10 protein-coding genes are annotated in these 12,781 nt (G+C 61.6%); 3 read left to right on the top strand and 7 right to left on the bottom strand.

Translation table 11 applies throughout. From position 1 onward, the window contains the following. Positions 1–74: 74 nt before the first annotated feature. From ACW9JE_RS22995 to ACW9JE_RS22970, 6 genes are all read right to left on the bottom strand, one after another. The gene (locus tag ACW9JE_RS22995) at positions 75–1,487 is read right to left on the bottom strand and encodes an amino acid permease (RefSeq protein ID WP_457434039.1); all 1,413 of its coding nucleotides are present in this window, start codon (positions 1,485–1,487) and stop codon (positions 75–77) included. A gap of 209 nt (positions 1,488–1,696) precedes the next feature. Next, positions 1,697–3,949 carry an ATP-binding protein gene (locus ACW9JE_RS22990; RefSeq protein WP_457434038.1) on the bottom strand — a complete coding sequence of 751 codons (2,253 nt, stop codon included), beginning with the start codon at positions 3,947–3,949 and terminating at the stop codon, positions 1,697–1,699. Next, complete coding sequence (locus ACW9JE_RS22985) at positions 3,946–4,722, bottom strand: substrate-binding periplasmic protein (RefSeq protein WP_457434040.1); 777 nt, start codon at positions 4,720–4,722, stop codon at positions 3,946–3,948. Before ACW9JE_RS22985 ends, ACW9JE_RS22990 begins: the two co-directional genes overlap by 4 nt. Positions 4,723–4,727: 5 nt before the next feature. Beyond that, a complete protein-coding gene (locus tag ACW9JE_RS22980; RefSeq protein ID WP_224533329.1) occupies positions 4,728–5,444 on the bottom strand; it encodes a response regulator in 717 nt (238 codons plus the stop codon). 92 nt (positions 5,445–5,536) lie between these two features. Then, complete coding sequence (locus tag ACW9JE_RS22975; RefSeq protein WP_224533328.1) at positions 5,537–6,184, bottom strand: TetR family transcriptional regulator C-terminal domain-containing protein; 648 nt, start codon at positions 6,182–6,184, stop codon at positions 5,537–5,539. Between the two features lie 240 nt (positions 6,185–6,424). Beyond that, positions 6,425–7,207 carry a class II aldolase/adducin family protein gene (locus ACW9JE_RS22970; protein WP_224533327.1) on the bottom strand — a complete coding sequence of 261 codons (783 nt, stop codon included), beginning with the start codon at positions 7,205–7,207 and terminating at the stop codon, positions 6,425–6,427. A gap of 221 nt (positions 7,208–7,428) precedes the next feature. Between ACW9JE_RS22970 and ACW9JE_RS22965 the strand changes: the two genes are divergently transcribed. Beyond that, entirely contained in the window at positions 7,429–9,390 is a 1,962-nt protein-coding gene (locus ACW9JE_RS22965; RefSeq protein WP_457434037.1) for an oxidoreductase, read from the top strand. A gap of 158 nt (positions 9,391–9,548) precedes the next feature. Beyond that, complete coding sequence (locus ACW9JE_RS22960) at positions 9,549–10,145, top strand: cupin domain-containing protein (RefSeq protein ID WP_224533325.1); 597 nt, start codon at positions 9,549–9,551, stop codon at positions 10,143–10,145. Here ACW9JE_RS22960 and ACW9JE_RS22955 read toward each other — a convergent pair. Beyond that, positions 10,142–11,074, bottom strand: coding sequence for a helix-turn-helix domain-containing protein (locus ACW9JE_RS22955; protein ID WP_457434036.1), 933 nt, complete (start codon positions 11,072–11,074; stop codon positions 10,142–10,144). The two genes, ACW9JE_RS22960 and ACW9JE_RS22955, sit on opposite strands and share 4 nt — an antisense overlap. Before the next feature lie 161 nt (positions 11,075–11,235). Between ACW9JE_RS22955 and ACW9JE_RS22950 the strand changes: the two genes are divergently transcribed. After that, positions 11,236–12,594, top strand: coding sequence for a glutamine synthetase family protein (locus ACW9JE_RS22950; protein WP_224533323.1), 1,359 nt, complete (start codon positions 11,236–11,238; stop codon positions 12,592–12,594). Positions 12,595–12,781 lie beyond the last annotated feature (187 nt).

Raw genomic sequence — 12,781 nt, 5'->3', positions numbered from 1 at the left:
CATCGCTGTTGACTGTTGAACCGCTATCGCGAGCAGGCTCGCTCCCACAGTGGGTCATGCAGGGTTTTGAAAAATCAGGCGCTCGGCAAGCTCGGCGCCAGCACCGCTTCACGCTTGCGATGGAACAGGAAGTACACGCCATAGCACAGCACAATAAACCCAAAACCCCAATACAGCGAAGGCCGTTGGGTCTCGTCCAGCGCCAGGAACACGAACAGCGAGCAGCACAGTGCAATACACGTCAGCGGCAACACCGGGAACCACGGGGCGCGGTATTTCAGATCGCTGAGTTTGCCGCCGTCACGCAGGTACGCCTTGCGGAATTTGTACTGCGCCAGGGCGATGACAATCCAGGTCACGGTGCCGGCCATGCCGCTCACCGCCATCAGCACCATGAACAGCGTGTCCGCCGCAACGAAGCTGGTCAGCAGCGACACCAGGGCAAAGCACAGGGTGATGCTCAGGGCGCGCAACGGCACACCGCGCTTGCTCAATGGCGACAGGCTTTTCGGCGCCATGCCGGTTTTCGACATCGCCCACAGGATGCGTGTCGAGGCATACAGTCCCGAGTTGCCCACCGAAAGGATCGCCGTGAGGATCACGAAGTTCATCAGGTCCGCGGCGTAAGGAATGCCGACCATGTCGAACACCTGCACGAACGGACTCTCCATCAAACCCGCCTGCTGCCACGGTACGATCGCCGACAACACGATGATCGCCAGCACGTAGAAAATCAGCACGCGGAACACCACGTTGCGCACGGCACGCGGAATGCTTTTTTCCGGCTGATCGGTTTCACCTGCCGCCACGCCCATGATCTCGCAGCCCTGGAAGGCGTAGACCACGGTCATCATCACTGCGAACACTGCCGACAGGCCGTTGGGGAACAGTGAATCGCCGATCAGATTGTCGGCCATTGGCGCCGGTGCGCCACTGGTCAGCGGCATCACGCCGAAGATCACCAGCACACCCACCACGATAAACCCGAGAATCGCCGCCACCTTGATCCCCGAGAACCAGTATTCAGCCTCGCCGAACGCACGGGTCGCCAAGGCATTGAGACCGAACAGCACCACCACGAAAAACGCCGACCAGTACCAGATCGGCACCGTCGGGAACCAGCGGGTCATGAGCATCCCGGCGGCAGTGAACTCGAGGCCCACGGTGGTGGCCCAACTCATCCAGTACACCCAGCCGATCATGAAGCCGGTCGCCGGGCCGATGTATTTGGTGGCGTGGGTCTGGAACGAACCGGACACCGGCATCTGCACCGACAGTTCGCCCAGGCAGACCATCACCAGGTACATCAGGAAACCGGCTACAAGATAGGCCAGGATCGCGCCCAACGGGCCGCCCTGATTGATGGTCACGCCCGAGCCCATGAACAGCCCGGTGCCGATGACGCCGCCCAAAGACAGCATGAAAATGTGCCGGCTTTTCAGGGCGCGGGTCAGGTGGATGCCTTGACGATCAGTGTTTGAGGTCATTGTCGGCACCTCAACATTCAGAGAGGTGCGAGGCGCATGACAGGACGTCACGGCGCAGGGAAGGAGCAGCTTTACGGCGGATCATTATTATTATCTCCAATAAGCTTCGAAGACCGCGCTGCGGCGGTTGCGTCGATTATTGGAAAGCCATGTAAGTTGCCGTTGAACGTAAAGTTCGCAGTTGTAGAAGGTTGTAACAAAAATGTATTTCAGCGTTGCAGCAGGTCTTCGAGGATTTGCAACGCCCGCTGAATCTGCGCCTGAACGGTCGGTGCCAGCCCTCGGATCGCAGATCCATCGTTGCCCAACGCCGCGCTTTCCAGCCTTCTCAACACCTCGGCCAGCCCGCGAAAGCCAAGGGAATCGCCACTACCGGCCAACCGATGTGCCAGTTGCGCGACTTCCGTGCAATCGTCGGCCTCGATCGCTTCATTCAGCGCTTCGCGGTGCTGCAGGATCGAGTCTCGCAACACCGTCAGCAACCCTTGCACTTTCTGCTCGCCGAGCAAGGTGCGATGGGTTTGCAGCAGCTGCCAGTCCATGGTCCCGCCCGCTTGCAGAGGCTCCTTGACCGTGGCCTGCCCCGCCAGCACCTGGCGCAGGCTTTCGAGCTTCAGCGGTTTGGCGAGGATACCGTCCATTCCCGCGTCCAGATAACTGCGAACAAGCGCCGGCTGGACGCTGGCGGTCAGCGCAATCATTGGCGTCCGGCGATTCGGCCCAACGCTTGCGCGCAACCGGCTGCACAACTCGACACCACTCATGCCTGGCAGGTGCACATCCAGCAGAATCAGGTCGAACACCTGACCGGCGCACTGTTGCAACGCCTGCTCCGCGTCTTCGGCCAGCCACACCCGATGCCCATCGAGCTGGAGCAGTCCCTCGGCCACTTCGCGATTGAGCGCCACATCCTCGACCACCAGAATGTCCAGCGCCGCGCCCGGCGTGCTGACCGGCGCCTCATCGATGACTTCGCCCGCCGCCTGCAACGTCAGTTCGAACCAGAAACAACTGCCGCGCCCGACCTCACTGCTGACGCCGATGCTGCCGCCCATGTATTCCACCAGATGTTTGCAGATCGCCAGCCCCAGGCCGGTGCCGCCAAAGCGCTGGGCGATTTCTTCGCTGGCCTGGGTGAAACGCTCGAAAATCTTCGCCTGCATCTCGGGCGTGATGCCGATGCCGTTATCGGTGACGCTGACCCGCAAATGCTGCCCTTCAGATTGCGCGAGCAAAGCCACTTCGACACTGACTTCGCCGTCCTGGGTGAATTTGATCGCGTTGGCCAGCAGGTTGCTGAGGATCTGCCGCAGAAATTGCTCGGCGCCGTGATGACGCGCCGCCACCCGCTCATCGACGCGGCACAGAAGGATGGTCTCGTTGGTGAGCGCCTTGGGTTCGAGCAGGGTCAGCACTTCGTCGAGCAACTGGCGAAGCGAAAAGTCCACCGGCTCGGGCAGACTCGCGCCCTCCTCCAGTTTCGCGAAAAACAGCACTTCATTAAGGATGCTCAGCAGCCCTTCGCCGGCCTTGTGCAGGGCGTCCAGACGCTTGCTGTCCTGCGGGTTCAGACTGGCGCCGCGCAGCAGTTCGGCCATACCAAGAATGCCGTTCAGTGGCGTGCGCAACTCGTGGCTCATGGTCGCCAGGAACCGTGACTTGGCGTGGTTGGCCGCTTCGGCTTCCTCTTTGGCGCGCATCAGGCTGGCGGTGCGTCGCTCGACCATCCGTTGCAGTTCGTCGCGGTTGTCCTGCAAGGCCAGGCGATCGCTTTCCCGGCGGTCGATGTCGCTGAGGATCGCCCGGCGCATGTCGTCCAGGGCGTGGGCCACGGTGTCGATTTCGTCTTCCAGTGCACCGCGCCGCTTGCCCAGATGCAAAGGCTCATGCCAACGTCCGGCGGCAATACTGCGAGCGAATTCGGCCATGACTTTCAGATGACGGGTGACCAGGCGATAGAACAGACCCGACAGCGCCACCGCGAGACCACAGAGAAACGCGCCCATCCACAACAGGCTGGTCAGGCCGCTCGCGTACAGGCGTTGATATACCGCGCCCAGGTCGGTGCTGACTTCCAGCTCGCCAAGGTGGCGCAACGGTCCGGATGGCGGTTGGTAATCCAGGGCAAAGCGCTCGATACGCAACGGCCCGATGGGGTCCGGATTGCCGTGCACCAGATCGTAATCGGCGCTGGTCAGGTGCACCCGCGCCACATCGGAAAAATCCACCAGGCCGCGCAATTGCACGTTCAACTGCTCCTGGTTCAGATCCCACAGGCTGCGCTCCAGGCTCGCCAGATAGCCAGCGCGGATCACCTCCATGCGCGAGTCGATGTCGCGCATTTCCCGGCGATACTCGATGTACAGCTGCACGCTGCTGGCGAGCACGGTGAAGCACAGGCTGAACAACAGAATAAACAGCAGCAGGCGCCGCAACAGACCACCGGGACGGGCGCGGATCATCGCTCGTTCGCCGGCAGATTGATCATGTCGCGATAGGTCACTTCGCTCTCGTCGAGCAGGCGCTCGATGTCACCGGCGTCCGCCATGCGCTGCAATTGCTCGTTGATCTGCGGCATGTGTGCAGCCAACGGCGAAAGGCGGGAAACCGCGACCCGCAGATAGTCGACGCTCAGGGCATTGGGCAAGGCGACGATGTCCTGGGCGCCCGGCAGGTTTTCCACGTACAGCTGGCCGGTGCGGCGTTCCTGGGTGATGAAGTCGATGCGTCCGCGAATCAGCTTGCCGAAGTTCTGCCGACTGTCCGAGACCCATTCGATGTTGTTGTTCTGCGCCACCATGCGATCGAACTCCGGGCCGTAGCTTTCACCGAACAGCAGGCCGCCGCGGTAATGGGCCAGGTCTTCGAGTTTCTCGAATTTCACCGGGCGCTGGCGATTGATGAACAACGCCACCTCCTCGCGCAACACCGGCACCGTGGAAAACAGCATGCTGCGCTCGCGCTCCGGACTGCTGTAGGCCAGCACCACGTCGACCCGGCCTTCGGCGGCATCGAGCAGGCAGCGTTTCCAGTTGCCCAGCACCACGATCTCGACCTCGTAGCCCAGTTCGCCGAACAGTTTCTTCACCACGCTCGGCGCCAGGCCACGAACCTGCTTGCCGTCGCTCCAGGAAATCGGCGGATAGACCGGATAATCGCAGTAGCGCACTTTCTCTGCCGTAAAGGCGCATTGGCTGGCGACCAGCGTCAGCAGTAGCCAGAGCAGTCGCCGCACCGCCATCACGCCGCCAGACTGGCCGTGAACAGGTAGCCGGCGCCATGGATGGTGATGATCAATTGCGGTTCGGCGGGATCGTCGTGCAGCTTGCGGCGCAAGCGGCCCACCAGCACGTCGATGGAGCGATCGTTGGGCACCCATTCGCGGTTGCGGATCTGGTCCATCAATTGATCGCGACTGAGGGTGTGGCCGCTGTTGCGCAGGAACACGCTGAGCAGCTGGTATTCGCCGTGGGTCAGCAGGGTTTCGCCGCCGGCCGGATCGATCAGGCGGCGGCGATCGGTGTCCAGAGCCCAGTCGGCAAACTGCTTGACCGGCTTGGCGACCGTGGCCACAGGTTGTGGCGATTGCGCGTGGCGCACCCGGCGAATCAGATTCTTCGCCCGGGACACCAGTTCGCGGGGGTTGAGGGGCTTGATCACGTAGTCGTCGGCACCGCATTCCAGGCCGACGATGCGGTCGATTTCATCGTTGCGCCCGGTGATCAGGATGATCCCCACCTCCGAACGCACCCGCAGTTCACGGGTCAGGGTCAGGCCGTCCTTGCCCGGCAAGCGGATGTCGAGCATGACCAGATCCACGGTCTGGCTGGCCAGGAAGGTTTCGGCCAGTTCCGCCGTGGCGGCGCAATGAACGTCGTAACCTTCCTGGGAAAGGTAGGCGTGCAACAGATCGCGAATCAGCGGATCGTCATCGACGATCAGTACCCGAGGAGTCATTGCTGGGTGTCCTGCACAGGCCCGAAGGCGTATTTCTTATTAGAGTGTTTTGCTGCATCAAGGCTTGAGAGTATCGATAGCTGAACAGTCGATCAACAGCTGCTCGTCTGCACGCAGAAACGCTGGCGGCCACCGGCCTGAAGCCCATCGACCCAGGCTTCGCAAATCAGGATGCCCTGCTCAGGGGTGAAGGTGCCGGGGTTCAGGCCAAGCTCCAGCCACAGGCCATCGAGCAGGGCGCTGAGGCTGATCGCGGCGAGATCGGCGTCGAAGTTTTCCCAGTCCTCTTCCGCTGCAAGGTCCTTCAGCACCTTGCTCAAGATGTCGCGGTACTCGCCGTAGGAATCATCGTGGGCCTTGTTGATCGCCTCGGCGGTTTTCACCGCGCCCCAGAACGCCAGCCAAGCGTCGATCAGTTGCGGATCGAGCAGTTCGGCGGAGAAGGAACCGCGGAAAAACGCCGACAGGCGCTCGCGGGCATTGGGAGCGGCCTGCTCCATGGCGTCGCGCAGCAGGGTCATGACCCGGCTGGTGATCGACATGTAGGCCTCAGCCACGAGTTCGTCCTTGCCGGAATAGTGATGGCTGATCAGCCCCACCGACACCCCGGCCTCAGCGGAAATCTTGCGAATCGAAGCGCCCTGGAAGCCATGCCGCTTGAGGCACACCAACGTCGCCTCGATCAGATTGGCCTTGCGTACCTCCGGTTCCATGCGGGAAAAACGGGCTTCCTGATTCATGGCGACATGCTCCTGGGTTCAGTCATGGGGCTCGGGATTTCAAGGTGAGCTGAACGACTGTACAGCAAGAGCGAACATCGAGTACACCCGAGCACAGGTGTTGTCTGAAACACCGCCTTCGCGGGCAAGCCTCGCTCCTACAGTGGACGGTGGCGGCACACGAATTCGTGAACGACATCGAATCCCGTAGGAGCGAGGCTTGCCCGCGAAGAGGCCGGCCCAACCAACCATCAACCCAACTTAATCCCGATACCCCGGCGCCACGCGATCCAACAACCGCAACATCGCCGCCCAAGCTAATTGCATCGCATCCGGATCACTCAGCTCACCCTCTTCCAACGGCCGCCCCGGTTCATTGAACTGCCGCTCGGTATGCTCACACACCTCAGCCGACGGCAACACCAACTCCCCAGCCGCCTGCGCAGCCAGCTGTATCTCACAAGCCTTTTCCAGGTAATACATGCGCAAAAACGCCTGACTCACCGTCTCCCCCACGGTCAACAATCCATGATTACGCAACATCAACACCGGCTTGTCCCCGATGTCCGCCACCAACCGCTGCTGCTCGCTCAAATCCAGCGCCACACCTTCATAGTCGTGGTACGCAACCCGACCATAAAACTCCATGGAAATCTGATTCACCGGCAACAACCCGCACTTCAACGCCGCCACCGCACACCCGGCCTTGGTGTGGGTATGCAACACACATTGCGCATCCTCTCGAGCCCCGTGAATCGCGCTGTGAATCACAAACCCCGCAGGATTGACCGGATACGGCGAAGGCTCCACCGCCCTTCCCTGCAAATCGATCTTCACCAGATTCGACGCGGTGATTTCGTCGAACATCAGCCCATAAGGGTTGATCAGGAAATGATGCTCCGGCCCCGGCAAACGCACCGAAATATGGGTGAAGATCAGATCAGTCATGCGGAAATGCGCAATCAGGCGATAACAGGCCGCCAACTCTTCGCGAAGTCGTTGTTCCGTGGCACTGCGCGGCAGGTGGGTCGCGATCTCGTTCATTGTTTTGGGTCTCCAGGCTGATCGGCAGGTGCAGACAGTACGTGCGCAACCCCACGCCCGTCCAGCCGCACTGAGCTGTTCACCGGAGATAACGGCGAGTAAAACTTCACCTTCAGTAAATATTTATGTTATTTTTTTACTTTGGGTAAATTTATATAGACCAATAATAACAATGCCGAAAACCCGGTCTTTCGGCTTGAACCCGCTGGAGTACCCGCACCATGTCCACCTCGACACCTGCCTTCGCGCACCTGTTCGAACCCTTGCAGATCCGTGGCAAGCGCCTGAAAAACCGCATCATGTCCAGCGGTCACGACACCTCGATGCCCACCGACAACCTGGTCAACGAACAGTTGATTGCCTATCACCGGGCCCGTGCCGAGGGTGGTGCCGGGCTGATCGTGCTGCAGGTGGCCGGCGTGCATGACAGTGCGCGGTACACCTCCCATGTGCTGATGGCCACCGACGATGCGTGCATCGATGGATACCGCAAACTCGCCGAAACCTGCCACGCCCACGGCACCGTGGTGCTGTCCCAGGTGTTCCATCCGGGGCGGGAAATCATGGAGTCCAGCGATGGTTTGCTGGCGGTGGCCTACTCCGCATCCTCAGTGCCGAACGAGCGCTTCCGGGTGATGCCGCGTACGCTGGATCAGGCCATGATCGACGAGATCGTCGCCGGTTATGCCGCAGCGGCCCGGCGCCTGCATCAGGCCGGGATCGATGGCGTGGAAGTGGTGGCCAGCCACGGTTATCTGCCCGCGCAGTTCATCAATCCGCGGGTCAACCGCCGAACCGACGGCTACAACGGCGAGCTGGAACAACGCCTGCGTTTCCTGCGGGAAATCATTGCGGCGATCCGCGCCAGCACCGATGAAGACTTCATCGTCGGCCTGCGCATTTCCGCCGACGAGCGCGACCCGGAAGGCCTGACCGAGGACGAATCCCTGGCCGCGGTGAAATTGCTGCAGACGCAAGTGGATTACGTGCACATCGTCGCCGGCACCTCGGCGTCCCTCGGTGGCGCGGTGCACATCGTGCCGCCGATGGCCATCGAGGCGGCCTACCTGGCCAAGGAAGCCGGGACTTTCAAAGCCAGCCTGGACATTCCGCTGTTCGTCACCGGGCGCATCAACCAGCCCCAGGAAGCCGAGCTGATCATCGCCCGGGGCCAGGCCGATGTTTGCGGCATGACCCGCGCCCTGATCTGCGACCCGCAGATGCCGAACAAGACCGACACCGGCCACGTCGAAGACGTGCGCGCCTGCATCGCCTGCAATCAGGCATGCATCGGGCACTTCCACAAAGGCCTGCCGATTTCCTGCATTCAGGCTCCGGAAACCGGGCGCGAGCTGATCTTCAGCCAGCGCCAGCCGGCGAAAACCCGCAAGCGCATCATGATCGCCGGCGGCGGCCCTGCCGGCATGAAGGCTGCTGCAGTGGCGGCGCAACGCGGGCATGAGGTGACGTTGTACGAAGCCAGCTCGCAACTGGGCGGCCAGGTGCTGCTCGCGCAATTGCTGCCACGCCGAAGCGAATTCGGCGGTGCCAGCACCAACCTGCAACGGGAAATGGAACTCGCTGGCGTGCGCGTGGTGCGCAACACTCGGGTCGACCGGGCGCTGGTAGAGCAGGAAAAGCCGGACATGGTGCTTGTCGCCACCGGTGCCGAACCCTACTGGCCACACTTCGAGCGCGGCGGCGAATTGCAGGTGGTGGACGCCTGGCAGGTGCTGCGCGACGAGGTGAAGATCGGCCGTTCGGTGGTGGTGGTCGACTGGCGCTGCGACTGGATCGGCCCCGGCATCGCCGAACGCCTGACCCGCGCCGGGCATCACGTGCAACTGGCGGTCAACGGCACACACTGCGGGGAAAACCTGCCGCTGTACGTGCGCGATCAACTGGCCGGCGAGCTGCACAAACTGGGCATTCCAATCACGCCTTATGCGCGGCTGTACGGTTGCGACGACAACACTGTCTACCTGCAACACACCGCCAGTGGCGAGGCGATGTTGATGGAGCACATCGACACCCTGGTGCTGTGCCAGGGGCATCAGCCGGTCGACACGCTGGGGGATGAGTTGAAGGGGCTGGTGGAATTCCGCCGCATCGGCGACTGCCTGGCACCGCGTACCGCCGAAGAAGCGATTTATGAAGGGCTGAAAGTCGCGTGGGAGCTTTGAGGCTGTTTATACTCCGGGCCTTCAGATGATCGCCCCCCTGTAGGAGCGAGCATGCTCGCGATGGAGGCACAGGCACCGCGGGGTGTCAGGCCGCCAACATTATCGTTGACCACCATCGCGAGCATGCTCGCTCCTACAGACGATGCAGGTTCGCAACTATGAGTAACAGCACCACCCCATCACCGTCCACCGGCAGCACCGAGCCGCATTTCCTCGGCACGCGCATTCGCGGCCTGCGCAAGCGTCGGGGCATGACCCTGGCGGAGCTGGCGCAGCAGAGCGAACTCACCGCCGGCTACATCAGCCAGCTGGAACGCAACCTCGCCTACCCGTCGATCCCGGCGCTGTTCAACATCGCCCGCAGCCTGGGCGTGACCATCCAGTGGTTCTTCGCCAGTGAAGCCAACACCAACCCCGAAGACGATGGCGTGGTGGTGCGCAAGAACAGTCGCCTGAGCGTGCATTACGAGGATGGCATCGTCGATCAGTTGCTGACCCCGCCGCCGAACCGCCAGCTGGAAATGCTCCACTCGCGTTTCCCGCCGGGCACCTACAGCCAGCAAAGCTACAGCCACGAAGGCGAAGAAGCCGGCTACCTGTTGTCCGGTCAGTTCGAATTGTGGGTGGGCGAGCGTTATTTCCAGCTCAACGAAGGTGACAGCTTCAGCTTCTCCAGCCAGGAACCGCACCGCTACGGCAACCCCGGTGACGTGGACGCCGTGGTGATCTGGGTGATCACCCCGCCGACCTTCTAACGCCGCCCGCGCCCTGCAGTTTGTGCGGTGCACGCGCGTTTCAGGGTGTCGCTGGGCAACTCCTTGAACAGCGCGCGGTAGCTGCTGGAAAACCGCCCCAGATGCCAGAACGACCAGTGCATCGCCACTTCGGCGACGGTGGTTTGCGTCGGCGTGCGACTGAGCAATTCACGCCGGGCGCTGTTGAGTCGACGCAGGCGCAGCCACTGGGTCGGGGCCATGCCGGTGTAGGTCTTGAACGCATGCTGCAACTGGCGCAATGAAACCCCGGCGACCTGCGCCAGCTCCAGCAGGTTCAGCTGTTCTTCCGGCGTATCCGCCGCCCATTCCCCCACCCGTTTCATGATCGCTCGCTCCCCTGCCCGGCGCTGCAACGCGCCCTGGTCCAGACGAACACAGGCGTTGTCGAGGATGAACAGGCAATCGTCCAGCAACTGCTCGGTCAGGGCTTCGCGGCTCGGCGGGTCGATGGTTTGCGACAGCTGCGTCAGGGTGCTGCTCAGCCAGCGGCTGAACAACCCGTTCTGCTGGCAATTGAGCGGCGCCAGGAACAGACCTTCCAGGCGAGCGACATCCAGTGCATGACGCTGGACGAACTGCGGACCGAACACTACGGCGATTTCCTGATAGTTCTCCGGCGTGATCCAGATGTTGCGACTTTCTTCATTGAGCACGTAGAGCGCGTTGTCGCTGCGGTCGAAACAGAACGCCAGCGAACCCGGCGGCGCGCTGAAATTCTGCTCGACCCGCGTGTTCATCGACTCTTCGTAAATCTCCACGCCCTGCAAATCCAGATAGCGCACCTGGCCTGCGAAATGCCCAGGCGACATCTGTTGGTAATGCTGGACCCATCCTGGTGTGGCGCGGATCTGCTCGGCGACATCGGCGGTGTTGAACGCTTGAACCTGCAGTGAATTGCACGTTGTCATGGGTGACCTTACGCACTCTTTTGGTGCGTTTTGTCCTGCTTAAAGTGGATAGATGGAAGCTGAAGCCTCGCCCAAGATAGTCGTCAACGCGTCATGTGGGAAGCGCCTGACAGATGAAATCACCCTTCCCCCGCGTTCACAAAACCAATAACGAGGTCTTTATGAATGCCCCTTTCGATCAGCTGTTCACTTGGCTGAAAGATCACAAGATTACCGAAGTCGAGTGCGTCGTCAGTGACCTGACCGGCATTGCACGCGGCAAAATCGCACCCACCAACAAGTTCCTGCATGAGCGAGGCATGCGCCTGCCGGAAAGTGTGTTGTTGCAAACGGTAACCGGGGACTTCGTCGACGACGACATCTACTACGACCTGCTGGACCCGGCCGACATCGACATGGTCTGCAAGCCGGTGTCCGATGCGGTGTACGTGATTCCATGGGCCATCGAGCCGACCGCAATCGTGATTCACGACACCTTCGACAAGTTCGGCAACCCGATCGAACTGTCGCCGCGCAACGTGCTGAAGAAAGTCCTGCAGCTGTACACCGACAAGGGCTGGAAGCCGATCGTCGCGCCGGAAATGGAGTTCTACCTGACCCAGCGTTGCGAAGACCCGGATTTGCCGTTGAAAGCTCCGCTGGGCCGTTCGGGTCGCGCGGAAAGCGGTCGCCAATCATTCTCCATCGACGCTGCCAACGAGTTCGATCCGCTGTTCGAAGATGTCTACGACTGGTGCGAACTGCAGGGCCTGGACCTCGATACGCTGATCCACGAAGACGGCCCGGCGCAGATGGAAATCAATTTCCGTCATGGCGACGCGCTGGATCTTGCCGATCAGATCACCGTGTTCAAGCGTACCCTGCGCGAAGCGGCGCTCAAGCACAACGTGACCGCAACCTTCATGGCCAAGCCGATCGGCGACGAGCCCGGCAGCGCCATGCACATTCACCAGAGCGTGGTGGACATCGCCACCGGCAAGCCGATCTTCGCCGATGCCGACGGCAAGATGAGCGATCTGTTCCGCCAGCACATCGGCGGCTTGCAGAAGTACATCCCCAAGGTGCTGCCGATGTTCGCCCCCAACGTGAACTCGTTCCGCCGTTTCCTCCCGGACACCTCGGCGCCGGTAAACGTGGAATGGGGCGAGGAAAACCGCACCGTAGGCCTGCGCGTGCCGACGTCCGGCCCGGAAGCGATGCGCGTGGAAAACCGCCTGCCGGGAGCCGACGCCAACCCGTACCTGGCGATCGCCGCCAGCCTCTTGTGCGGTTACATCGGCATGGTCGACGGCATCGAGCCGAGTGCAGCGGTGGAAGGCCGCGCCTATGAACGCCGCAACCTGCGCCTGCCGATCACCATCGAAGACGCCCTGACCCAAATGGAAGAATGCGACGTCATCGGCCGCTACCTGGGCAGCAAGTTCGTGCGTGGGTATGTCGCGGTCAAACGCGCCGAGCACGAGAACTTCAAGCGGGTGATCAGTTCATGGGAGCGTGAATTTTTGCTTCTCAGCGTCTGATAAACCCATCGCGAGCAGGCTCGCTCCCACATTTGAGATGCATTCCCCTGTGGGAGCGGGCTTGCTCGCGAAGAGGCCATCCGGTTCAACATCTTCGTCGAATGAGACACCGCCTTCGCGAGCAAGCCCGCTCCCACATTTGGAACGCATTCCCCTGTAGGAGCGAGGCTTGCCCGCGAAGGCGTCC

It is taken from the genome of Pseudomonas sp. SDO55104_S430, assembly GCF_054070595.1.
Note: the sequence above shows the minus strand (reverse complement) of the source record. Positions and strands in the feature narration are given on the sequence as shown.